Genomic DNA, 22279 nt, shown 5'->3' on the forward strand with positions numbered 1-22279 from the left:
TGTAGGACCGCATCGCTTTTCGATCAAATTACATATCGTTTAACGATATTAAACTCATGTAACATAGTTACCGCCCGTTCATGCCTCCGCGCGGTTCCTCCCCTTCACGGGGAGGGAGGTTGTGGCGGGCGTCTACTTCCTCCAAGTAGGAGGGGCCGACCTTGCTGGAGACTCCCATGCGCGTTCTGCTGACCGCCTCCATCGTCCTGACCGCCCTTGCCGGCGCCGCTTCGGCCCAGGACGGCGCCGCCCTGTTCAACGCCCAGTGCAAGAGCTGCCACACCCTGACCGCCGCCAACAGTCCGGCCGGACCGAGCCTCAAGGGCGTGGCGGGCCGCAAGATCGCCGGCGCGCCGGGCTACGCCTACTCCAAGGCTCTGAGCGCCAAGGGCGGAACCTGGACCGATGGCCAGCTGGACGCCTATCTGGCCGGCCCGGCGACCTTCGCGCCGGGCACCAAGATGTTCAACAAGGTCGCCGATCCCAAGGCGCGGGCCGCCATCGTCGCCTATCTGAAGACCCAGAAATGACCCCGAGACTGGCCGCCCTGCTGATCGGACCGCTGCTGCTGGCCGCCTGCGCCAGCACGGACGGCCCGCGCGCGAGCCGCCCCATCCCGCCGGCCTCGGCGCCGACCACGGCCTCCAGGCCGGCCCTGCCGCCGGCCGCCAAGTCGGCCCTGGCCGCGCCGGGCACCAACGCCGACAGCCTGGTCTACCGCTGCGCCGGCGGCAAACGCTTCACCGCCGCCTGGGGCCTGCCCGGCGACCGGGTCAAGGTGACGGCCGGCGGGACCAGCCAGCTTCTCGCGGCCCGGCCCGCCGCCTCCGGCGCCCGCTATGGCGAAGGCCCGTTCCAGATCTGGGGCAGGGGCGATGAGGCCATGCTCGAAGGCTTCCCGGGCGGACCCTATACGGGCTGCCGGACCGACTGATGGACGCCTTCCCCGCCTTCTTCCCCCTCGAGGGCCGCCGCATCGTCATCGCCGGAACCGGCGAGGCGGCCGAGGCCAAGGCGCGGCTGTTCGAGGGCAGCCCGGCCCAGATCGTGCGGCTGGACGGCAGCCAGGCCTTCCTGGTCGGGGCCTACGGCGGCGCCCTGCTGGCCTTCATCACCGGCGATGACCTGTTCATACAGGCGGCGGCGGGCGCGGCCCGGGCCGCTGGTTGTCTGGTCAATGTCGTCGACCGGCCCGAGCTCTGCGACTTCAACACCCCCGCCGTCATCGACCGGGGCGCCGTGGTCGCCGCCGTCGGCACCACCGGCGCGGCGCCCATGCTGGCCAGCCTGCTGCGCAACGACCTGGAGGCCCGGGTGCCGCCCGGCGCCGGCCGGGTGGCCGTTCTGCTGCGCAAGATGCAGAGCGAGGTGCGCGCCGCCTATCCCGACCTCGTCGCCCGCCGCGCCTTCCTGCGCTCGGTCCTGTCGGGCGAGGCGGCCAACGCGGCCATGGCCGGCGACATGCCGCGCGCCGAGGCCCTGCTGCGGGCCCACATCGGCCGGGGCGATGGGCCGATCGGGCGACTGACCTTCGTGGCCGGCCGCGGCCCCGGCGACCTGCTCACCCTGCGGGCCTCCCGGGCCCTGGCCGAGGCCGACGTCATCTGCGCGGATGAAGACGCCGATCCTTCCGTGCTCGCCCTGGCGCGCCGCGACGCCGGCCGCCTGACCCCCGATCAGTGCGATCCGAAATCCCTGGCCGCCCTGGTCCGCGCCGGCCGCCAGGTGGTGCGCATCATCACCCGCGCCCCGGAGGTCTCGACCCTGCGGGCCCTGGCCGCCGAGGATGTCATCGTCGAGGTGATGCTGGCGGCCCCCGGAACCTGATGCTGGGTCTCACCGCGCAGGATCTGGAGATCGTCCTGCTGTCGCTGCGGGTGGCGGCCGTCGCCACCCTCTTCGCCCTGCCGCTGGCCTTCGCCGTCGCCTGGGCCCTGGCCCGGGGCCGGTTCTGGGGCCGGGGCCTGCTCGACGCCCTGGTCCATCTGCCGCTGGTGCTGCCGCCGGTGGCGACGGGCTATGCGCTGCTGCTGCTGCTCGGCCGCCAGGGCCTGCTCGGCGCGCCGCTGTCCAAGCTCGGCATCGTGCTGGCTTTCGACTGGACCGGCGCCGCCCTGGCCGCCGCCGTCATGGCCTTTCCGCTGATGGTCCGGCCCATCCGCCTGTCCATCGAGGCCATCGACCCCCAGGTCGACCAGGCCGCCCGCACCCTGGGGGCCGGAACCTGGGCGCGGCTGACCCGGCTGACCCTGCCCCTGGCCCTGCCCGGGATCGCCGCCGGGGCCGTGCTGGGATTCGCCAAGGCGCTTGGCGAGTTCGGGGCCACCATCACCTTCGCCGCCGCCATTCCGGGCGTCAGCCTGACCCTGCCCTCGGCCATCTACCAGGCCATCCAGACCCCCGGCGCCGAACAGCGGGCCGCAGCGCTCTGCCTGGTGGCGGCGCTGATCGCGGTGACGGCGGTGATCGGCGCGGACGCGCTGACCCGGTGGGCGCTGAAACGGGCCGGCGGCGCCTAGAAGTCCAGCGACCGCCCCTTCGTCTCCTTCAGGAACAGCAGCGTCGACAGCACGCTGATGCCGGTGAAGAAGATCGGATAGGCCAGGCCCGCATAGATGTTCCCCGTCGCCGCGACGATGGCGAAGGCGCTGAAGGGGACGAAGCCGCCGACCCAGCCGGTGCCGACGTGATAGGGCAGCGACAGGGCCGTGTAGCGCACCCGGGTCGGGAACATCTCGACCAGGGCCGAGGCCTGCGGGCCGTACAGGGCCGTGGCGGCGATGGTGAAGACCAGCAGGACGCCGAACAGGCCCCAGAAGTTGATCCGCGCCGGATCGGCCTTCAGCGGGTAACCGGCCTCCGACAGGGCGGCCTTGATCTGGCCCTCGACCCCGGCCTTGACCGTCTTCAGCTGGGCCTTGTCGAGGCCGCCGCCCTCCACCGAAACCACCTCGGTCGCGCCGATCTTGACCCGCGCCAGGGAGCCGGCCGGGGCCGCCTCGTTGTCATAGGAGACGCCGTTGTTGGCCAGGAAGCTCTTGGCGATGTCGCAGCTGGTGACGAAGGCGGTCTTGCCGACCGGATCGAACTGCAGCGAGCAGGCGGCCGGGTCGGCGATGACCACCACCGGCGTCTTGCGGGCCGCTTCGGCCAGGCCCGGATTGGCGAACTGGGCCATCATGTGGAAGCCGGGCAGGAAGGCCAGCAGGGCCAGGACCATGCCGAACCACATCACCCACTTGCGGCCATACCGGTCCGACAGCCAGCCGAAGAAGACGTACATCGGGGCCGAGGCCAGGGTGACCACCATCATCAGCTGGTTGACCATCGGGGCCGGCACCTTGAGGAACTTCTCGAGGAAGACCGGGGTGTAGAAGAAGGCGCAGTACCAGACCGCGCCCTGGGCCAGCATGATGGCCATCAGGGCGATCAGCACCAGCTTGAGGTTCTTCCACTGGCCGAAGCTCTCGCGGAAGGGATGCTGCGACTGCTCGCCGGCGTCCTTCAGCTTCTGGAAGCTGGGGCTCTCGGACAGCTTCATGCGCATGAAGATGGAGATGGCCAGCAGGCCCGCCGACAGCAGGAAGGGAATGCGCCAACCCCACTCGCCGAAGGCCGTCTCGCCGATCAGGGTGCGGGTGGCGAGGATGACGCCGAGGGCGCCGATCAGGCCGAGCGCCGCCGACGACTGGATCCAGCCGGTCATCTGCCCGCGCTTGCTGGCCGGGGCATGCTCGGCGACATAGATCGCCGCCCCGCCGTACTCGCCGCCGAGCGCCGTGCCCTGCAGGATGCGCAGGATGATCAGCAGGATGGGGGCGATGATCCCGGCCCCCTCGTAGGTCGGCAACAGGCCGATGGCGAAGGTGGCGCCGCCCATCATGGTCACGGTCACCAGGAAGGCCGCCTTGCGCCCGACCTTGTCGCCCATCCGCCCGAAGATCAGGGCCCCCAGCGGCCGGAAGGCGAAGCCGGTGCCGAACAGGGCCAGCGCCGCGATCAGGGCGGCGGTCTCGTTCAGGCCGGTGAAGAAGACCTTGGAGATGATCCCGGCCATGCTGCCGAAGATGAAGAAGTCGTACCACTCGAACGCCGTGCCCGCCGCGCTGGCGGCCACGACGGTGGTCATGGACGTGGTTTCTTCCGGCGCCCCGGGCGTCGTTTCAGCGGTCCGGTCGGTCATTCACATCCTCCCCCGAGGGTCATCAAGGGAGGAGGTCTAGCACTGCAACCGCTTGATGCGAAAGCGCCTCAGGCGGCCGCGCTCCGCGGGGCTGCGTCGGAAGACAGGCGGACGATCTCGGCCAGCAGGGCGGCGGGCGACAGGGGCTTGGAGGCCACCCCATCCATACCGGCCGCGAGATAGGCCTGTCTCTGATCCGACATGACGTTGGCGGTCAGGGCGAGGATCGGCGCCTGGGCGGCCGGCGCGCCGGAGGCGCGGATGCGGCGGGTCGCCTCCATGCCGTCGATGCCGGGCATCTGGATGTCCATCAGGATCAGGTCGTAGCAGCCGGCCACGGCCGCCTCGACCCCGTCCAGGCCATCGCAGGCGACCCCGACCTGGGCCCCGAGGGTTTCCAGCAGCTTGACCGCGATCATCCGGTTGGTGGCGTTGTCCTCGACCACCAGTACGCGCAGGCCGTCCAGCACCTCGCCCACCGGCGCCGGGACGAGGTCCAGGGGCGCCGTTGCGGGGGCGTTGACCGCCAGCAGGAAGGTGGAGCCCAGGCGCGGCGCGGACTTGAAGCTGACCTCGCCGCCCATCAGCTCGGCGACCCGCCGGGTGATCGTCAGGCCAAGGCCGGAGCCGCCGAACTGCCGGGTTGTCGAGGCGTCGGCCTGGTGGAAGCGCTGGAACAGGCCGGCCTGGGCCTCGAGCGGAATGCCGACGCCGGTGTCTTCGATCTCGAAGGTCAGCCTGTCGCCGTCGCGGCGGCAGCGGACCGTGACATGGCCCTGCAGGGTGAACTTCACCGCGTTGCCGACCAGGTTGTACAGGGCCTGGCGCAGCCGGATCCCGTCGCCGATCGCCCAACCGATCGTCTCGTCGCCGGCGAGCCGCAGGGCGATGTCCTTCTCCCGCGCCTGCGGAGCCAGCATGTGGACCACGCCCCGCGCCAGGCTGCCGATGTCCACCGGCTCATGGGCGAGGTCGAGTTTTCCCGCCTCGATGCGGGAGAAGTCGACGACGTCGTCTATCAGGGCGGTCAGCATCCGGCCGCAATCGAGGGCTTCGGTCAGCATCCGGCGTCCCTCCTCGCTGAGGGCTTCGCGCTCGAGCAGGTGCAGGACGCCGATCACGCCATTCATCGGCGTGCGCAGCTCGTGGCTCATGTTGGCAAGGAACCTGGACTTGGCGTCGGCCGCGGCCAGGGCGGCGCGCTTGGCCTCGACCAGGGCCAGTTCCTGACGTTTCCGGTCGTCGATGTCGATGACCAGGCCGACGCCGCGCAGGGTCTCCATGTCGAGGGTGTAGTAGACCCGCGCCCAGCGTTCCGGACGGCCCTCCAGGACGATGCGGAACTCCACGTCCTGGGAAGTGTCTCCGCTCGCCCACTGGGCGGTGACCGCCGCGACGGTGTCGCGGTCGGCGGGGTGCACGAAGGGCCAGAACGGCGCCCGGATTTCCTCATAGGTCATCCGGCATTCGACGAGGTCGTGGAACTGCTCCGACGCCCAGAAGGTCTGGGCCACGTGATCGACCTCGAAGGCGCCCGCCTGGGCGGCCTCGAGCGCCATCTTCAACCGGATCGAATTGGCGGTCAGTTCCTCGGCCAGGGCGGTCACCCGCCGCTCGCCGCTCAGGGCCAGATCCCGGGCCTCGGCCAGTTCGGTCACATTGCAGCAGATGCCCTTGAGGGCGAATCGGTCGCCGCGCGGCTCGGTGGTGACGGTCGCCCGCATGGTCATCCAGCCACCATCGACCCGGCGCAGGCGATGCTCGATGGTCAGGCCCTCGCCGGTTTGCATGGCGTGCGCCAGGGCGCCGGCGACCCGATCGCGCTCGAGCGGATCGAGTTTGTCATTGAGCGCCGCCGCCGTACCGAGGTCCTCGGCCTGCCAGCCGAACAGGGGCGCTACGTCGTCCGCCCAGACCAGGGCGTCGGTGTCCGGCTCGTAGGTCCAGCAGGCGATGCCGGCGACTTCCGACAACAGGGTGTGGTCGCGTCGGGCCGCCGCGAGCTCTTCCTCGCGGGCCTTTTCGGCGGTGACATCGCGCATCGTCGAGATCATCTTGCCGTCGCCGCACAGCCGGTTTCGACCGTCAAAGCAAAGCCAGCGCCCGTCCTTGGTGCGGATGCGGCCGATGGTTGCGCTCTCGCCGGTCCGGCTCAGTTCGACGCCGCTGCGGATAAAGCCGGATCGATCATCGGGATGGATGAGTTCCAGCGGCCGCTGGCCGATGAGTTCCTCCGGCAGCCAGCCGGTCGCGGCTGTCCAGGCGGCGTTCACATGCAGCAGGACACCATCGAGGGTGGCGACGCAGAACAGGTCTCTGCTGTTCTCGAAGAACCAGCGCGCGACATCCGCTTCCGGCAGGGGGGTTCGATTTTTCTGGGACGCACTCATGACAACCAACGTTAGGCGAGCAGCATGAATGCCGGGTTTTGCCCGGAATAGGGGAAATCCCTGAGTCTCAGGTCGCGCCGAAGCAGACGGCCCCGCCCGTCATGAGGTGACGGACGGGGCCTTGGGTCCGGTTCGGGGGGTGTCCGCCTGGAGGAGGATCGAGGCGATCAGAACCGGACCGTGGTGGTCAGCGTGGCCGACCGGGCGTCGCCCGGAATGGCCCAGCCGAAGCCGGAGTTGGAGCGGATGTTGGTGTAGTATTCCTCGTCGGTCAGGTTCTTGACGTTGAGCTGCAGCCCGACCTTGTCGTTGATGGTCCAGGTCACCGAGGCGTTGAGCAGCCAGTAGTCGTCGGACTCGATCAGCGGCGCGGTGGCGCTGGCCCGGGCGAAGGCGTACTGGCCGGCGTAGTTGGCGCCGATGCCGGCCATCCACTGCTCGTTGATCTGCCAGGTCGTCCAGACATTGAAGGCGTGCCTGGGCGTCAGCGGGATGGGGTCGCCCTTGGTGTAGTCGATGTTGTTCGGCGGCAGGGCGGTGCCGGCGACGTTCTGCAGAATTTCGCTGTCCAGGTATGTGTAGTTGGCGATCACCGTCCAGCTGGGCAGGATCTGGCCGCTGGCGCCCAGGGTGACGCCCCGCACCCGGCTCTTGCCGTCCTGCTGCTGCACCGGGATGGCCGGGTCGTTGGAGGCCAGGCGGATCTTGTCGCGGGTGTTCTGGAACAGGGCGCCGGTCAGGGACAGGCGGCCGTCCATCAGGTCCCACTTGGTCCCCAGCTCGATGACCTCGCCCTCTTCGGGGTCCAGCTGGCAGTTCTGGGCCGTGCCGGTCAGGGCGCAGCCGCCGTTGACGCTCGCCTGCGAGGGCGTGCTGACGTTGCCGTAGGCGAGGTAGATGGAGGCGTTCTCCATCGGCTTGAAGACACCGCCGATGCGGTAGGAGACCAGCGTCTCTTCGTTGCGGGCGGTCGGGGCGGTGGTCACCACCGGGCTGGCCGGCGGGGCCGGATAGGGGGTGGCGATGGTGGCCGAGGTGAACTCGCCCTCATTGTTTTCCCAGCGGATGCCGGCGTTGATCGAGAACATCGGGGAAAACTCGATGTTGTCGAAGGCGTAGACCGCCTGGTTGCTCAGCTCGCCGTCATTGACCGCGGTCTTGATGAAGTTGACCGGGCCCGACCAGACGTTGTTCGGGTTGGCGATGTCCATGTTCGGGTGGGTCGGATTCGGCGTCGCGCCCAAGGGGTTGCGCAGCACGTTGCCGCCGACGAAATCGTAGGTCTCGTTGGAGAAGGCGACGCCGACGACCAGGTTGTGCTTCACTGCGCCGGTCTCGAACTTCCAGTTCAGGTCGGTCTGGTTGGCCAGCTGGACGTTCTCGGTGTCGCGCAGGTTGCCGCGCGGGCCGCCGACCACATACTGGCCGGGGATGGCGCAGGCGGCGCCGGTCTGGGCGTTGAAGCCGCTGGCCAGGCACCAGGTCCCCTGCGGCGGATCGACGATGGTCAGTTGGGTGACCTTCAGCCAGCGGCCGGTGTTGGTCAGGGTCAGGTTGTCGCTGAACTCGTGGCGCAGCTTCAGGGTGACGCTGTCGACGCCGATCTCCTGGGTGTCGATGTTTCGGTAGCCGTAATAATTCGACGGTTTGACGCCCGGCAGCGGGCCGTTGAGGAAGGCGTTGGAGGCGTAGGGCACGCCGTAGCGCGGGGTGTTCTCGTCTTCCTGGTGGAACAGGGCGACGGTGAACTGGGTCTTGCCGCCCAGGCCGAAGGTGACCGAGGGGGCGATGCCCCAGCGCTCGTAGGTCTCGACATCCCGGCCGGGGACGTCGTTCCGGTGGACCATGGCGTTGAGGCGCAGGGCCACGTCGTCGCCGATCAGGATGTTGCTGTCGATCGTGCCGCGCAGGTAGCTGTCGGTCCCGACGCCCGCCGCCACCGTGGTGCGGTCGGCGGCGAACGGGCTCTTGCTGACCAGGTTGATGCTGCCGCCGACGCCGCCCGAGCCGTTGTAGACCCCGTTCGAGCCGTTCACGACCTCGATCTGTTGCAGGTTGAAGGTGTCGGTGCGGCTGTACTGGGCCGAGTCGCGCAGGCCGTCGGTGGTGATGTCGTTGTTGGCGCTGTAGCCGCGCAGGTTGATGCTGTCGCCATAACCGCCGCCGCCCTCGCCGGCCCCGAAGGTGATGCCGGGCACAGTCTGCAGCACGTCGCGCAGGGTCAGCAGGTTCTGGTCGCGCAGGGTGCGCTCGGAGACCACGGTGATGGTCTGGGGCGTGTCGAGCGGAGCGGCGGTCAGCTTGGACGAGGACGGCTTGTCCTTGGCGCCCTTGATATCGACCCCGGACACTTCGGACGCATCGCCGGCCTCGGCGCTGACCGTCGCGATCGGCGCCTCGTCGGCGGCGAAGGCGGCCCCGGCCATGCCCAGGCCGGCCAGTCCGGCGACGGCGGCGACGCCCAGGGCGCGCTTGGCGCGGGCGCTGACGCCCACCGACAGTTTCGAACTCATATGTGTCTATCCCCAGACTTGAAACCCGTCGCCCGCGACGCCCTGTCGCACGCGATTGCGAGGCGTTATTAGTCGCACCATTTCCAGCTTGCAATGAGAATCGTTCGCAAAAGAGCTTTCGTTTGACTCATCGGGCGCGAAGGGGTCGAAGCGCGCCATGAAACAGACCTTCGATGTCGTCGTGTTCGGCGCCGGCGCGGCCGGGATGATGTGTGCGATCGAGGCGGGAAAGCGTGGGCGGTCCGTGCTGGTCCTCGACCATGCCGCGACGGCCGGCGAGAAAATCCGCATCAGCGGCGGCGGCCGCTGCAACTTCACCAACCTGGAAGGCGACAAGGCCGACCGCTACCTGTCGGCCAACCCGCACTTCTGCAAGTCGGTGCTCAGCCGCTACACCCCGCGTGACTTCATCGCCCGGGTCGATCGCCACGGCATCGCCTGGCATGAGAAGACGCTCGGCCAGCTGTTCTGCGACGACTCGGCCAAAGAGATCATCGCCATGCTGCTCAGTGAGATGAAGGCGGCCGGGGCCGTGCTTCGCCTGAGCACCGAGGTGGACCGCATCGAGCAGACCGACACCGGCTTCGAGGTCGCCATCGGCGGAGCGCGCATCGCCTGTGAGAGCCTGGTCGTCGCCTGTGGCGGCAAGTCGATCCCGAAGATGGGGGCCAGCGGCTTCGGCTACGAGATCGCGCGACAGTTCGACGTCAATGTCCTGGACACCCGCCCGGCCCTGGTGCCGCTGACCTATGCGGTGCAGGTGCTGGAACAGCTCAAGCCGCTGATCGGGGTGGCGGTGCCGCAGGCGGTAGTGCAGGGCGGCAAAGGACGGTTCGAGGAGGACATTCTCTTCACCCACCGCGGCCTGTCGGGCCCGGCCGTGCTGCAGGTCTCATCCTACTGGCGCGAGGGCGAAGAGATCGTCGTCAACTTCGCCCCGGGTCTCGATGCGCTCGACTTCCTGAAGACCGCCAAGCGAGAGCATGCCAAGACGGCCCTGCACACCGTGCTGGGCTGGAAGCTGCCCCGGGCCCTGGCGGTGCTGATCGCCCACGACCACGGCGTGCCCGGCAACATGGCCGACCAGCCGGAGAAGGCGCTGAAGGCCGTGGCCGAGATGGTCAACGCCTGGCGCACCAAGCCGGTGGGCTCCGAAGGCTATCGCACGGCCGAGGTCACGCTTGGCGGGGTCGATACCCGGGCGCTGGACCAGAAGACCATGGCGGCGCGCGGCGTGCCCGGACTCTATTTCATCGGTGAGGTGGTCGATGTCACCGGCTGGCTGGGCGGCTATAACTTCCAGTGGGCCTGGTCGTCGGGGTTTGTCGCCGGGCAGGCTGTATGAGATTGACCTGATGGACCCGGACGCCCTGCAGGCAATCGCGGTTGGGGTGTTCTTATTGGCCGGAATGGGGACCTATCCACTCGGCGCCTATCTGCATGCCCGGTTGGAGCGGCTGCATGCACGAGGCGTCATCCTCGACCGGCCTGTTCCCTACAGCCGGGGGCTCCGAAGCAGCCTGCGCGGGACGGCCTATGTACTGACGCGCAACGCCGACAACACGCCTGACCGCCTTGCTCTCCTGCTGGCGCGCTGCCTTAAGATTTCATTCCTGCTGGCGCTCGCGAGCGGGGTGACCGTGCTGGCGCTGGCGTTCGGCGCCGTCTAGCGCGCGATCTCCCGCGCGTCGTACGCCCCTTCGGGCTTCGGTCCCTTGCCGGCCAGCACCTCGAGCGTCTGGCGATAGGCCGGGCCGCCGCTGAGGTCAAAGGTCGTGCCGACCCCTACGCCGACGCCCGAACGATAGCCGCCCGTGCCGCCGCCGATTCCGATGCTCGTGCCCCCGCCGCGTGAGCCGGTGCGCTCGCCCATACGGTCGACCACCCGGAACCAGTCATAGCCGTCGCGGGCCACCACCTCGGCGGCGCGGCGCAGGGCAAAGTCATTGACCTGTTCCGGCGGGGCGCCGGGGCCGCCCTGGAAGCTGACGCGGTAGCGGCCGGTCTCGATCCGGTAGTCGCTGAAGCCGACGGCCCGGGCATCGGCCTGGGGTCCGTAGGTGGTCGGGGTGGCGCAGGCGGCCAGCGACCCGGCGAGGGTCAGGGCGGCGAAGGCGCAGAGCATCGGGCGCATGGTGTTTCTCCTGGTCATGCAAACCACTCACGGGGCCGGCAAGTTCCGGCTGTCGCATTGCCGACACGGGCCGGCGGGTCTAAGCGAACGCCGTCAATCCAAGGGGCGCGCGCATGACCTTCACCCTCACCCCCGTCGCAACGGTCCGGGGCGGCCGGGCCGAAGCCGTCGATGACGACTGGGGCGGCAGCCGCGCCCGGCTGGTTCTGGCCGATCATCTGCCGGAAGACAGCCTGGCCGGCCTGGCCGACTTTTCCCATGCGGAGATCATCTTCGTCTTCGACCAGGTGACCGACGACAGGATCGTCAGCGGGGCCCGCCGGCCGCGCGGCAACCCCGACTGGCCGCTGGTCGGCATCTTCGCCCAGCGCGGCAAGAACCGGCCCAACCGGCTGGGCGTCACTGTCTGTTCCATCGTCGCCGTCGAGGGGCGCGAGGTCATCGTCGAGGGCCTGGACGCCATCGACGGCACGCCGGTGCTGGACATCAAGCCGGTGCTGAGCGGCTTCCTGCCGCGCGGCGAGGTCCGGGAACCGGACTGGGCCCGCGAGATCATGGAGGCCTACTGGTGAGGCGACCGCTGGAGGGCGTTCGCGTCTTGACCCTGGAGCATTTCGGGGCCGGGCCCTACGCCACCCTGCTGATGGCCGAACTGGGGGCGGAGGTGATCAAGGTCGAGTCGCTCGAGCTGGGCGGCGACGCCTCGCGGCCGACCGGGCCCTATCTGCTGGGCGGGGACGACAGCCAGTACTTCCAGACCTTCTCGCGCCACAAGAAGAGCGTCGGGCTGGACATCAAGGCCGACCGGGCGGCCTTCGTGCGGCTCGTGGCCTCGGCCGATGCGGTGGTCAACAACCTGCGCGGCGACCAGCCGGCCAGGCTGGGCCTGACCTATGAGGCTCTGAAGGGGATCAATCCGGCCATCGTCTGCGGCAGCCTGTCGGCCTATGGCCGAGGCAACAGCCGCGAGGCCTGGCCGGGCTACGACTATCCGATGCAGGCCGAGTGCGGCCTGATGAGCCTGACCGGTGAACCCGATGGGCCGCCGGCGCGGATGGGGGTGTCGATCATCGACTTCATGTCGGGCTCGACCTTCGCTTTCGCCGTGGTCAGCGCCCTGCTGTCGGCGAAGACGACAGGAGTGGGCTGCGACGTCGATGTCAGCCTGTTCGACGTGGCCCTGCACCAGCTCAGCTATCCGGCCATCTGGGCGATGAACGAGAACCATCCGGCCACGCGGTTGCCGAACGGGGCGCATCCGTCCCTGGCCCCGGTGCAGCGGGTGAAGACGGCGGACGGCTATGGCCAGCTGATGTGCATGACCCAGAAATTCTGGCTGGAACTCTGCGCCCTGGCGGAGCGCGGCGACCTGGCCACCGACCCGAGGTTCGCGACCCTGGCCGACCGGCGGGTCAATCTCGCGGCGCTGACCGAGGCGATTGACGCCCTGTTCCAGACCCGCACCAATGCCGAATGGATGGCCCTGCTGGGGGGCCGCGTGCCGTTCGGCCCGGTCAATGACGTGGCCCAGGCGCTGGACAACCCCTTCGTGGCCGAGGTGGGCATGCGCGATGTGATCAAGCATCCGGACCGCCCACAGGGCCTCCACATGCTGGCCGCCCCGATCCGCATCGATGGGCAGCGCATGCCGGCGGTGCGCTCGCCGAAGCTGGGCGAGCATACGGACGAACTGCTGAGCGAGGGTTAGCGTTTCCAAACTCTCCCCCCGCAAAGCGGGAGGAGGACAGATTTCGAGCCTCAAGCGAGAAATCAGGAGGCGGGCCCCACCGGCGGATGGAGGTTCCTTCTGCGACAGGGAAGCCCCCCTCCTGCTTTGTCGCTCACGCTCCAAAGCGGTCCTCCCCCCGCGACGCGGGGGGAGAGTTTGAATTTGCGCCTGCGGCTTGCAGGCGTAACCTCCGATCATGTCCCTGCTTCCCCCGACCACCGAGGTCCGGTCCGGCCGCCAGCGTCTCCATGCCGCCGGGACCGACCAGGCCATCGACCGCGCCCTCGCCGACGAGGCCCCGGTCGGCATCCTCTATGACGGCCGGCCGCATGCGGTGCTGATGGCGACGCCGGCCGACGTCGAGGATCTGGCCGTCGGCTTCACCCTCAGCGAACGCATCGCCACCTTCGACCAGATCGCCGGCGTCTCCGTCGAGGTGGTCGCCGAAGGGGTGCAGGTCGATGTCCGTCTGACCGCCGGGGCCCGCGCGAGCAAGGCCCGGGCCCGGGCCCGGACCATGGAAGGCCGCTCGTCCTGCGGCCTTTGCGGGGTGCAGCGGCTGGCCGCCGCCGTACGGCCGCTGGAGGCCCTGGCGGACGGACCGACGATCCCGGGGCGCGCCATCGCCGCCGCCTTCGAGTCGCTGGAGGGGCGGCAGGCGCTGGGCAGACTGACCCGCGCCGCCCATGCGGCGGCCCTGGCCACCGTGGACGGCACGCTGATTCTGGTCCGCGAGGACGTCGGGCGTCACAACGCGCTGGACAAGCTGGTCGGAGCCGCCGCCCGTGCAGGCGTGACCGGCCCGCTGTGCCTGGTCACCAGCCGCTGCAGCTACGAGATGGTCGAGAAGGCCGCCGTCGCCGGCTTCCCGATCCTGGCGGCGATCTCGGCCCCGACGGCGCTGGCCCTGCGCAAGGCCGAGGAGAGCAACCTGACCCTCATCGCCCTGGCCCGGGCCGACGGCTTTACGGTCTTCTCCGGCGGGGAGCGGATCGCGTCATGACGAAGGGGATCAAGGACTACACCCATCCTGCGGGCGGCTGGGACGCCCTGAAGGCCGTGGCCGGGGCGCTGACCGACCAGGATACCGTCGCCAAGGGCGGCCGGGCCCTGCTGGACGCCAACCAGCCGGACGGCTTCGACTGCCCCGGCTGCGCCTGGCCGGATCCGAAACACACCTCCTCCTTCGAGTTCTGCGAGAACGGAGCCAAGGCCGTCGCCTGGGAGACCACCAGCCACCGGGCCACGCCCGAGGTGGTCGGGGCCCATACCGTCGCCGAGCTCTGGACCTGGTCGGACCATGACCTGGAGAACCTCGGCCGGCTGACCGAGCCGCTGCGCTACGATCCGGCAACCGACCGGTTCCAGCGCGCTTCCTGGGACGAGGCGACGACCGCTATCGGGGCCGCTCTTCGCGCCCTGGAGAATCCGAACCAGTGCGAGTTCTACGCCTCCGGCCGCGCCTCCAACGAGGCGGCCTTCCTGTTCCAGACCTTCGGTCGGCGGTTCGGCACCAACAACTTCCCCGACTGCTCCAACATGTGCCACGAGCCGACCAGCGTCGGCCTGGCCGAGCAGCTGGGGCTGGGCAAGGGGTCGGTCAGTCTCGAGGACTTCGACCACGCCGACTGCATCCTCAGCTTCGGCCACAACCCCGGCACCAACCACCCGCGGATGATGACCACCCTGCGCGACGCCGCCCGGCGCGGCGCGGCCATTCTGGTGTTCAACCCGATGCGCGAGCGGGCGCTGGAGAAGTTCGCCTCACCGCAGGACCCGGTCGAGATGCTGACCCTGACCGGCACCGACATCGCCAGCCGCTACTACCAGCTGAAGGTGGGCGGCGATGTCGCCGTGCTGACCGGGCTGATGAAGCTGCTGATCGAGCGGGACGCGCTGGACCACGATTTCATCGCCCGGCACACCACCGGCTTCGAGGCCCTGGCCGCCCATGTCGCCGCCGCCGACTGGGCCTGGATCGAGGCCCGCTCCGGCCTTGCCCGCGCCGACCTGGAAGAGGCGGCCGACATCTATCAGCGGTCGAAGGCCATCATCCTCTGCTACGGCATGGGCCTGACCCAGCATCGCTCGGCCTCCAGCCTGGTTCAGCAGCTGGTCAACCTGCTGCTGCTCGGCGGCCATATCGGCCGGCCAGGGGCGGGCATCTGTCCCCTTCGCGGCCATTCCAACGTCCAGGGCGACCGCACCGTCGGGATCACCGAGAAGCCCTCGCCCGCCCTGCTGGCGTCGATGCAGCGGGTGTTCGGCTTTGCCCAGCCCACCGCCCACGGCCACACCGTCGCCGAGGCCATCGAGGCCATGCGCGAGGGGACGGTGAAGGCGATGATTGCGCTGGGCGGCAACTTCGCCGTCGCCGCGCCCGATCCGACCCTGACATACCCGGCCCTCAAAAAACTGGACCTGACGGTCAACATCGCCACCAAGCTCAACCGCACCCATCTGCTGACCGGCAAGCAGGCCTGGGTGCTGCCCTGCCTGGGCCGCACCGAGATCGACGTCCAGTCCGGCGAGCGCCAGTCGGTGACCGTCGAGGACAGCATGTCGATGGTCCACGCCAGCCGCGGCATGCGGCAGCCGGCGTCGGAGCACCTGCGCTCGGAGCCGTGGATCGTGGCGCGAATGGCGCTGGCCACCTTCGGCGAGGACCCTCACGTCGACTGGCTGAGCCTGGGGGCCGACTACGACCGGGTGCGCGAGCTGATCGAGCAGGTCTTCCCGGACCAGTTCGGCAACTACAACGACCGCATCCGCACCCCCGGCGGCTTTCGCCTGCCCGTGCCGACCAGCGAACGGGTGTGGACCACGCCGAGCGGCAAGGCGGCCTTCCTGCCCTATGTCGCCGACGACGCGGCTGTCGATGACCCGACCCGAGGCGATCCGGAGGTGCTGCTGCTGACCACCCTGCGCAGTCACGATCAGTATAACACCACCATCTACGGCCTGAACGACCGCTACCGGGGCGTGAAGGGCCGCCGCGACGTGGTCTTCGCCCATGCCGACGACCTGGCGGCGCGGGGGATTTCGGATGGCGACCGAATCGACCTCGCCTGCGCCTTCGACGGCGGGGTGGAGCGGACGCTGAAGGGCTTCACGGCCGTGGTGAAGGACATGCCGAGGGGCTGCCTGGCGGCCTACTACCCGGAGGCCAATCCCTTGCTGGCGCTGTCGGAACGCGACCGGCGGAGCGGGACGCCGGCCTACAAGTCGATGCCGGTGCGGATGACCAAGGCGCGATGACCTCGGTGACCGCTACTGCGGCGGCGCTTTCGCCAGTTCCTCGGCCGAGATGCCGCAGCCGGTCAGCACCAGGTCGCCGATCTTGACCTCGGCCTTGTAGGGATAGACCCGGTCGCTCATGCCGTCCGAGCAGGTCCCGGACGTCAGGGTGGCGACGACCGGCGGGGTGGCGCTCTCGGCGGTCCAGGTCGCCTTGCCGGAGCTGGCGGCCAGGACGGCGCCGGTGGCGGTGATGGCCGGCGCGTCCGGGCGGGTCAGGACCAGGGTCGTCCCCTTCACATCGAGGCGCCAGAAGGGCTCGGTCCCGATCAGGGCGAAGTCGGCCCGGAAGGGCGCGGCGGGATCGACCGAAGTTGTCGGCTGGGTCTCGCCCGGCGCCTGGGCGGCCGGGGGCGGCGCGTCGGCCGGCGGCACGGCCTCGCCGCCGCCGGGGGCCTCGGGGGAACAGGCGGCCAAGGCCAGAATGCTGACGGCCAGCAAGGCCATGCAAAAAGGACGCATAGGCGGTCGTCTCCTTGGGGGCTTACCGGCTTCGCGAACAACGCTAGACTCATTCGCGATGAGCGGAAATGCCCCCTATTCCTTCTACGAGTTCTTTGCTGGCGGGGGGATGGCTCGCCTTGGCTTGGGAACTCACTGGTCGTGCTCGTTCGCGAACGACTTCGACCCAGTTAAGTCATCGAGCTACCTGGCAAACTTCCCGGAATCGTCTGAGCACTTCAACCAAGGCGACGTTTGGAAAGTGAAGGCCCGCGACCTTCCCGGCCAAGCAGTTCTCGCTTGGGCATCATCCCCCTGTCAGGACTTCAGCTTGGCGGGGACCCGAGCCGGGCTTTCAGGAGGCCGGTCCAGCGCCTTCTTCGGCTTTTGGCGCCTGGTTCAAGAACTGAATGCCGAGGACCGCGCACCCGCCATCGTGGTTGTTGAGAACGTGGTCGGACTCCTGACCTCTCATGCTGGCGAGGATTTTGCCGCGCTCTGCCAATCGCTCTTCGAGGAGGGCTATTGGTTCGGCGCCGTCGAAATTGACGCCGGCCGTTTCTTGCCCCAGTCACGGCCCCGGGTTTTCGTGATTGCAAGCAAGAGCACCCCCCCAGAAACGCTGAGCCTAATTGAGCCTAAACCACCGCTGCACAGTCCTCGGATGGTGCTCGCATATGAAGGTCTGAGCGACGCGGCGAAACGACGATGGGTTTGGTGGAAGCTTCCCTATCCGCCCAGCCGCAATGTTGGCCTTGCCTCTATCCTGGAGCCTGACGATCAGGTCTCTTGGTTTGATCCAGGCCGCGCTGGCCGACTCCTTTCGATCCTTCACCCAAGACACAAGGCCAAGTTGGACGTCGCCCTGGAGCGCGATAGCCGAACCGTGGGAACGATCTTTCGGCGAATGCGGGTGGAGGCGGGAAGGAAAGTTCAAAGGGCGGAGCTGAACTTCAGTGGGTTCGCCGGCTGCCTGAGGGTTCCAAGGGGTGGCTCCTCTCAGCAGTTCTTAGTTGTCGTGGAAAATGGGACCGTAAAAATTCGCGGCCTTACAGCTCGAGAAGCATTCAATCTCATGGGCTTGCCACCGGACTATCTCCTGCCGCGCAGCAGAACAGCGGCGCTTTCCATAGCGGGAGATGGGGTCGCGACTCCCGTTGTCCGATACTTGAGTGATAGCCTGCTGATTCCATTGGCTCAGAGGCACTCAAATTGCCTGGAAACAACGACAATAGTTGGCGCTCTCTCGATGAAATAGAGATCGCTTTGATGAAGCGGATGAAGCTCCGAGGGCTTGCCCGGGACCACATCATGTCGTTCTTCATCCGCCCCGGTCGGATAATCTCATCTGCCGCGCCGTCAGAGGTTATGACCAAGAGGCCCGACATTGAGGCCGCTACGCCGGAGGAGGTTGAGGCGTTCATAAACCGCCGGCTGAATGAGGCGAGCACCAGCGCGCCCTATCACGGCTTCGGCCCGACAAGCTCGGTGCGTGTAAGAGAGATTCTTCAAATCGCGAGGGACGGCCAGCAAGCCTTGCCGGGGTTCGAGGGGGTATTTGCGGAGTTCAAAAGCCAGCCTCCGAAGGACCAGGTCTCGAAGGCGAAAATAGCCAAGTCGATGGCAGCGTTCGCGAACCATCGAGGCGGCTACATCTTCATCGGCGTCGCAGATGACGGGGAGATCCTAGGTCTGCCGGACGACTGCCGGTTGGAGAAGATGTGGAATGAGATCGCGGATGTGACGACTCAAAAGTTCACGCCGTTCTTTCGGTGGGAGCGAGGCATTTTTGAAACTCAAGGAAAGACAATTGCCGTAGCGTATGTGTTCGAGTGCGAGCAGAAGCCGGTGATCTCATCGACTGAGTACACCCGCGAAATCCCGCCAGGCACTATCTACTTTCGGTACAATCGAAGCAGCGAAGCCATCAAGCCAGGCGATCTGCTCGAAATGCTTCGCGCACGGGATCAGAAGGTGCGCGCCCTGAGTTTCGCCGAACCGACACCAGCAACCACCATCGAGGCGTAGCAGCGAGCAGACTTGGGCGAGCAGCTTAGGAGGACGGCCGTATGATGCCCTGGCCGTGACTACAACAAACAGGCAGCCTGCATGTTATTGGCGATGGCGTCTGCGTTCCCGTCGTGCGCTGGCTGGCGCAGGGATTGCTCGAACCGCTGTTGAAGGACGCCGGCCGGGCGGCCGCCTGAAAGCGGCGCCAGATCATCTGAGGTGGCGGAACCTCGCCCGCCTCCCTAGACTTGAACCATATCCACAGGCGAGACCCTGATGACCAAATCCTTCGACACCGCCCGCTATGCCCGCGCCGGGCGTGGCAAGATCTTCCCCTCGGTGCTCGACCTGATCGGCGACACCCCCATCGTCGCCCTGCCCCGGTTGTCGGCCGAGCTCAAGCCCCGGGCCGAGGTCGTCGCCAAGCTGGAGTTCTTCAACCCGATGAACTCGGTCAAGGACCGCATCGGGGTGTCGATGATCGAGCAGCTGGAGGCCGACGGCCTGCTCACCCCCGGCGCCACCATCGTCGAGCCGACCAGCGGCAATACGGGCATCGCCCTGGCCTTCGTCGCCGCCGCCAAGGGCTACAGGCTGATCCTGGTCATGCCCGAGAGCATGTCGATCGAGCGCCGCAAGATGCTGCTTCTGCTCGGCGCCAAGCTGGAGCTGACCCCGGCCGAGCGCGGCATGCGCGGGGCCGTGGCCCGGGCCACCGAGATCCTCGAGGAAATCCCCGGCGCGGTCATGCCCCAGCAGTTCGAGAACGCCGCCAACCCGGCCATCCACCGCATCTCGACCGCCGAGGAGATCTGGAGCGACACGGCCGGCCGCGTCGACGCCGTGGTCGCCGGCGTCGGCACCGGCGGCACCATCACCGGCGTCGGCCAGGTCCTCAAGCCCCGCAAGCCGTCCCTGCGCATGGTGGCGGTCGAGCCCGAGAACAGCGCCGTGCTGTCCGGGGGCCAGCCCGGTCCGCACAAGATCCAGGGCATCGGGGCCGGCTTCGTGCCGGGCAACGTCGATCGTGGCGTCATCGACGACATCGTCCAGGTCAGCAACGACGACGCCTTCGCCATGGCTCGCAAGGCCGCCGCCGTCGAGGGCCTGCCGGTCGGCATTTCCTCGGGCGCGGCTCTGGTCGCCGGGTTCGAACTGGCCAGTCGGCCCGAGTACGAAGGCAAGCTGATCGTGGTGATCATCCCCAGCTTCGCCGAGCGCTACCTGTCGACGGCGCTGTTCGACGGGCTGTGACCGACGTCTTCACGGCGGACAAGCGTTCGGCGGTCATGCGCCGGGTCAAGGGGCGCGACACCACGCCCGAGCTGAAGGTGCGGCGGCTGCTCACCGGCCTCGGCGCGCGATATCGGCTGCATCGGGGGGACCTGCCGGGGAAACCCGACATCGTCATGGCCGGGCGGCGGCTGGCGGTCTTCGTGCATGGCTGCTTCTGGCATGGCCATGACTGCGCGCGGGGGGCGCGGGTGCCGAAGGCCAACCGTGACTACTGGCTTGGCAAGGTCGGGCGCAATCGGGATCGGGATGTCGCGGCCCGGGCGGCGCTGGAGGCGGCGGGCTGGCGGGTCGAGACGATCTGGGAATGTGAGATGAAGGATGAGGCGGTGTTGCGGGAGCGGCTGGAGCGGTTGCTCGCTTGACCCTTAAACCTGTCATCCTCCGACGCCCGCAGGGCGATCGGGGGACCCAAAGCGGCTCTGGAAAGACTCCCGGCCCGTTTTCACGCGGACAGTTGGGTCCCCCGATCCGCTTCGCGGTCGGAGGATGACAGTGTTTTTGTAGGGGGCTCCTAAGCCGCCACCGCCGCCCGCTGCACATCGCTCAACGCCGCTTCCAGCGCCGCATACAGCTGGGCCGGTTCGATCGGCTTGGCGACGTGGTCGGTCATGCCCGCGGCCAGGCAGGCTTCCCAGTCGCGGGCCGTGGCCGAGGCGGTGATGGCGATGACCGGGACCTGCTGGTTGGGGCCCTTCATGGCCCGCAGCTGGCGGGTGGCCTCGCGGCCGTCCATGTCGGGCATGTAGACATCCATCAGCACCGCGTCGAAGGACTCCAGCGCCAGCCGTTCGAGCGCCTCCTCGGCGGAACCGGCGGTTTCCGGGACGATGCCCAGCGGGGCCAGGACCAGGGCGATGGCCTGGCGGTTGACGGCGTGGTCGTCGACGACCAGCACCCGGGCCTCGACGGCCTGGGGCGCCTGGACGGCGGCCGGGGCCTCGGCGGCGGGAAGGGTCAGGGAGAGGGTGAAGACGGCGCCTTTGCCGGGGGCGCTGACCACGGAGATATCGCCGCCCATCAGCCGGGCCAGCTCGCGGCTGATCATCAGGCCAAGGCCGGTGCCGCCGTGGGTGCGGGCCGTGTGGGCGCCCAGCTGTTCGAAGGGCATGAACAGGCGGTCCAGCTGTTCGGGGGTCATGCCGGGGCCGGTGTCGTCGACGGCGATGGTCACGCCATAGGTCCCGTCGGGATTGATCGCGCCGCCGAGCTGCAGCGTGACGCAGCCCTGCTTGGTGAACTTCAGGGCGTTGGACAGCAGGTTGTTGATCACCTGCCGCATGCGGGTGGGATCGCCGCTGACCCAGCCGGGCAGATGACGCGCGCCGAGGATGCGCATGCGCAGGCCCTTGGCCCGGGCTTGCGGTCGCCAGGCGCGGACGGCGTCGAGCACGGCGATGCGCAGGTCGAAGTCGACGGCCTCGACGCTCATCCGGCCGGCTTCCAGCTTGGAGAGGTCGAGCATGTCGTCGAGCAGGGTGGTCATCATCCGCCCGGCTTCGTTGATCAGGCGGCCCTGGGCGTGACCGGCCCGCTCCGTCTCGGCGGCGCCGGCCAGGATGGCGCTGATCGGGGTGCGCAGCTCGTGGCTGATCATGGCGACCCAGGCGCTCTTGGCCCGGGTGGCTTCCTCGGCCTCATGCCGGCGGGCTTCAGCCTCGGCGCGGGCGTCGTCGGAGATCTTGCGGGCCTCCTCGGTGGTCAGCCAGGCGCCGATGACGTTGAGGATGACCAGGCCGACGGCGATCATCATGGTCGAGACCAGCGGCCCCGGCGCCGTGCCGGCGTCCATCAGCGGCAGGATCAGCAGATAAAGGCCATAGGGCAGGCAGCCGGCGGCGAAGGCGATGCGGCTGCCGCGGCAGATGGCGATCAGGTTGGTCATCGCCGTGGCGACGACGATCATCGCCAGGGCCGGGCCGTAGCGATCGATGCCCTGCCACAGCACCGGGGCCAGGGCCCCGAAGGCGATGGACGAGGGCAGGAAGGTGATCAGCGCGACGCGGGCCGCCTGGAACGGGGTGTCGATCGGGCGCTTGAGCAGCTGGATGCCGGTGAAATGGTCGAAGCCCTGGGCGGCCGTATAGAGGGCGGCCCAGGTCCAGGCCCAGCTCCAGCCGAAGGCCAGATGCAGGCCGGCGGCGACGCCGACAGCCGTCATCAGCCGGATCGGCATGTGTTTGCGCCGGGTGGCGACAACAGTCGCCAAACCGAAACGGTCAGCGGCCTCGACGGCCGGTGTGATTGCTTCCCCAGACATGCGGGGACAGTGGGGTCGAGGGTCCTAAC

20 protein-coding genes are annotated in these 22279 nt (G+C 68.5%); 14 read left to right on the forward strand and 6 right to left on the reverse strand.

The window, feature by feature from the left end:
• Positions 1–176 precede the first annotated feature (176 nt).
• From O5I81_RS21230 to modB, 4 genes are read left to right on the forward strand one after another with little or no spacing between them, the layout of a single operon-like run.
• Positions 177–530, forward strand: coding sequence for a c-type cytochrome (locus tag O5I81_RS21230; RefSeq protein WP_271066857.1), 354 nt, complete (start codon positions 177–179; stop codon positions 528–530).
• Positions 527–934: an MliC family protein gene (locus O5I81_RS21235; protein ID WP_271066858.1), complete on the forward strand. Its 408-nt coding sequence runs from the start codon at positions 527–529 to the stop codon at positions 932–934. The genes O5I81_RS21230 and O5I81_RS21235 overlap by 4 nt, the downstream gene beginning before the upstream one ends.
• Positions 934–1827, forward strand: a complete 894-nt coding sequence (locus O5I81_RS21240; RefSeq protein ID WP_271066859.1) for an NAD(P)-dependent oxidoreductase — start codon at positions 934–936, stop codon at positions 1825–1827. Before O5I81_RS21235 ends, O5I81_RS21240 begins: the two co-directional genes overlap by 1 nt.
• Entirely contained in the window at positions 1827–2519 is a 693-nt protein-coding gene (gene modB / locus O5I81_RS21245) for a molybdate ABC transporter permease subunit (RefSeq protein ID WP_271066860.1), read from the forward strand. Before O5I81_RS21240 ends, modB begins: the two co-directional genes overlap by 1 nt.
• On the opposite strand, the gene O5I81_RS21250 is transcribed toward modB, so the two are convergent.
• From O5I81_RS21250 to O5I81_RS21260, 3 genes are all read right to left on the reverse strand, one after another.
• On the reverse strand, positions 2516–4183 hold the full coding sequence (locus O5I81_RS21250) for an MFS transporter (protein ID WP_271066861.1): 1668 nt from the start codon (positions 4181–4183) through the stop codon (positions 2516–2518). The two genes, modB and O5I81_RS21250, sit on opposite strands and share 4 nt — an antisense overlap.
• Positions 4184–4251: 68 nt before the next feature.
• Positions 4252–6573, reverse strand: coding sequence for an ATP-binding protein (locus O5I81_RS21255; RefSeq protein ID WP_271066862.1), 2322 nt, complete (start codon positions 6571–6573; stop codon positions 4252–4254).
• A gap of 167 nt (positions 6574–6740) precedes the next feature.
• Positions 6741–9086, reverse strand: a complete 2346-nt coding sequence (locus O5I81_RS21260; protein WP_271066863.1) for a TonB-dependent siderophore receptor — start codon at positions 9084–9086, stop codon at positions 6741–6743.
• Between the two features lie 157 nt (positions 9087–9243).
• On the opposite strand from O5I81_RS21260, the gene O5I81_RS21265 reads away from it, so the two are divergent.
• Both O5I81_RS21265 and O5I81_RS21270 read left to right on the forward strand, forming a co-directional pair.
• Positions 9244–10431, forward strand: a complete 1188-nt coding sequence (locus O5I81_RS21265) for an NAD(P)/FAD-dependent oxidoreductase (protein ID WP_271066864.1) — start codon at positions 9244–9246, stop codon at positions 10429–10431.
• A gap of 10 nt (positions 10432–10441) precedes the next feature.
• Entirely contained in the window at positions 10442–10756 is a 315-nt protein-coding gene (locus O5I81_RS21270; protein WP_271066865.1) for a hypothetical protein, read from the forward strand.
• Here O5I81_RS21270 and O5I81_RS21275 read toward each other — a convergent pair.
• The gene (locus O5I81_RS21275) at positions 10753–11238 is read right to left on the reverse strand and encodes a hypothetical protein (protein ID WP_271066866.1); all 486 of its coding nucleotides are present in this window, start codon (positions 11236–11238) and stop codon (positions 10753–10755) included. The genes O5I81_RS21270 and O5I81_RS21275 overlap by 4 nt on opposite strands.
• A gap of 95 nt (positions 11239–11333) precedes the next feature.
• Here O5I81_RS21275 and O5I81_RS21280 point away from each other — a divergent pair, with 95 nt between their 5' ends.
• From O5I81_RS21280 to O5I81_RS21295, 4 genes are all read left to right on the forward strand, one after another.
• Positions 11334–11792 (forward strand): TrmO family methyltransferase, encoded by a 459-nt coding sequence (locus tag O5I81_RS21280; RefSeq protein WP_271066867.1) that lies wholly within the window; start codon positions 11334–11336, stop codon positions 11790–11792.
• Positions 11789–12928: a CoA transferase gene (locus tag O5I81_RS21285; RefSeq protein WP_271066868.1), complete on the forward strand. Its 1140-nt coding sequence runs from the start codon at positions 11789–11791 to the stop codon at positions 12926–12928. The genes O5I81_RS21280 and O5I81_RS21285 overlap by 4 nt, the downstream gene beginning before the upstream one ends.
• Positions 12929–13145: 217 nt before the next feature.
• Positions 13146–13952 (forward strand): formate dehydrogenase accessory sulfurtransferase FdhD, encoded by an 807-nt coding sequence (gene fdhD, locus O5I81_RS21290; RefSeq protein WP_271066869.1) that lies wholly within the window; start codon positions 13146–13148, stop codon positions 13950–13952.
• Entirely contained in the window at positions 13949–16207 is a 2259-nt protein-coding gene (locus tag O5I81_RS21295) for an FdhF/YdeP family oxidoreductase (RefSeq protein WP_271066870.1), read from the forward strand. The genes fdhD and O5I81_RS21295 overlap by 4 nt, the downstream gene beginning before the upstream one ends.
• 12 nt (positions 16208–16219) lie before the next feature.
• Here O5I81_RS21295 and O5I81_RS21300 read toward each other — a convergent pair whose 3' ends face one another.
• Positions 16220–16708 (reverse strand): hypothetical protein, encoded by a 489-nt coding sequence (locus O5I81_RS21300; protein ID WP_271066871.1) that lies wholly within the window; start codon positions 16706–16708, stop codon positions 16220–16222.
• Between the two features lie 58 nt (positions 16709–16766).
• Here O5I81_RS21300 and O5I81_RS21305 point away from each other — a divergent pair, with 58 nt between their 5' ends.
• The 4 genes from O5I81_RS21305 to vsr all read left to right on the forward strand — a co-directional run bounded on the left by O5I81_RS21305 (position 16767) and on the right by vsr (position 20355).
• Entirely contained in the window at positions 16767–17945 is a 1179-nt protein-coding gene (locus tag O5I81_RS21305) for a DNA cytosine methyltransferase (RefSeq protein ID WP_271066872.1), read from the forward strand.
• An 11-nt stretch (positions 17946–17956) separates the two neighbouring features.
• On the forward strand, positions 17957–18715 hold the full coding sequence (locus O5I81_RS21310) for an ATP-binding protein (protein WP_271066873.1): 759 nt from the start codon (positions 17957–17959) through the stop codon (positions 18713–18715).
• Positions 18716–18973: 258 nt separating this feature from the next.
• On the forward strand, positions 18974–19951 hold the full coding sequence (gene cysK / locus O5I81_RS21315) for a cysteine synthase A (protein ID WP_271066874.1): 978 nt from the start codon (positions 18974–18976) through the stop codon (positions 19949–19951).
• A complete protein-coding gene (gene vsr / locus O5I81_RS21320; RefSeq protein WP_271066875.1) occupies positions 19948–20355 on the forward strand; it encodes a DNA mismatch endonuclease Vsr in 408 nt (135 codons plus the stop codon). The genes cysK and vsr overlap by 4 nt, the downstream gene beginning before the upstream one ends.
• A 149-nt stretch (positions 20356–20504) precedes the next feature.
• On the opposite strand, the gene O5I81_RS21325 is transcribed toward vsr, so the two are convergent.
• Positions 20505–22166, reverse strand: a complete 1662-nt coding sequence (locus tag O5I81_RS21325) for an ATP-binding protein (RefSeq protein ID WP_271066876.1) — start codon at positions 22164–22166, stop codon at positions 20505–20507.
• Positions 22167–22279 lie beyond the last annotated feature (113 nt).

The organism is Caulobacter sp. NIBR1757 (assembly GCF_027912495.1).
In the GTDB taxonomy this organism is placed as follows: Bacteria; Pseudomonadota; Alphaproteobacteria; order Caulobacterales; family Caulobacteraceae; genus Caulobacter.

Bases quoted from the DNA above. Each gene is read 5' to 3' on its own strand.
- O5I81_RS21255 (WP_271066862.1), bottom strand. From the start codon at position 6,573: ATGAGTGCGTCCCAGAAAAATCGAACCCCCCTGCCGGAAGCGGATGTC.
- O5I81_RS21260 (WP_271066863.1), bottom strand. From the start codon at position 9,086: ATGAGTTCGAAACTGTCGGTGGGCGTCAGCGCCCGCGCCAAGCGCGCC.
- modB (WP_271066860.1), top strand. From the start codon at position 1,827: ATGCTGGGTCTCACCGCGCAGGATCTGGAGATCGTCCTGCTGTCGCTG.
- fdhD (WP_271066869.1), top strand. From the start codon at position 13,146: ATGTCCCTGCTTCCCCCGACCACCGAGGTCCGGTCCGGCCGCCAGCGT.
- O5I81_RS21325 (WP_271066876.1), bottom strand. From the start codon at position 22,166: ATGCCGATCCGGCTGATGACGGCTGTCGGCGTCGCCGCCGGCCTGCAT.
- O5I81_RS21300 (WP_271066871.1), bottom strand. From the start codon at position 16,708: ATGCGTCCTTTTTGCATGGCCTTGCTGGCCGTCAGCATTCTGGCCTTG.
- O5I81_RS21230 (WP_271066857.1), top strand. From the start codon at position 177: ATGCGCGTTCTGCTGACCGCCTCCATCGTCCTGACCGCCCTTGCCGGC.
- O5I81_RS21265 (WP_271066864.1), top strand. From the start codon at position 9,244: ATGAAACAGACCTTCGATGTCGTCGTGTTCGGCGCCGGCGCGGCCGGG.
- O5I81_RS21310 (WP_271066873.1), top strand. From the start codon at position 17,957: ATGAAGCGGATGAAGCTCCGAGGGCTTGCCCGGGACCACATCATGTCG.
- O5I81_RS21295 (WP_271066870.1), top strand. From the start codon at position 13,949: ATGACGAAGGGGATCAAGGACTACACCCATCCTGCGGGCGGCTGGGAC.
- O5I81_RS21275 (WP_271066866.1), bottom strand. From the start codon at position 11,238: ATGACCAGGAGAAACACCATGCGCCCGATGCTCTGCGCCTTCGCCGCC.
- O5I81_RS21305 (WP_271066872.1), top strand. From the start codon at position 16,767: ATGAGCGGAAATGCCCCCTATTCCTTCTACGAGTTCTTTGCTGGCGGG.
- O5I81_RS21240 (WP_271066859.1), top strand. From the start codon at position 934: ATGGACGCCTTCCCCGCCTTCTTCCCCCTCGAGGGCCGCCGCATCGTC.
- O5I81_RS21250 (WP_271066861.1), bottom strand. From the start codon at position 4,183: ATGACCGACCGGACCGCTGAAACGACGCCCGGGGCGCCGGAAGAAACC.
- cysK (WP_271066874.1), top strand. From the start codon at position 18,974: ATGACCAAATCCTTCGACACCGCCCGCTATGCCCGCGCCGGGCGTGGC.
- O5I81_RS21280 (WP_271066867.1), top strand. From the start codon at position 11,334: ATGACCTTCACCCTCACCCCCGTCGCAACGGTCCGGGGCGGCCGGGCC.
- O5I81_RS21270 (WP_271066865.1), top strand. From the start codon at position 10,442: ATGGACCCGGACGCCCTGCAGGCAATCGCGGTTGGGGTGTTCTTATTG.
- O5I81_RS21235 (WP_271066858.1), top strand. From the start codon at position 527: ATGACCCCGAGACTGGCCGCCCTGCTGATCGGACCGCTGCTGCTGGCC.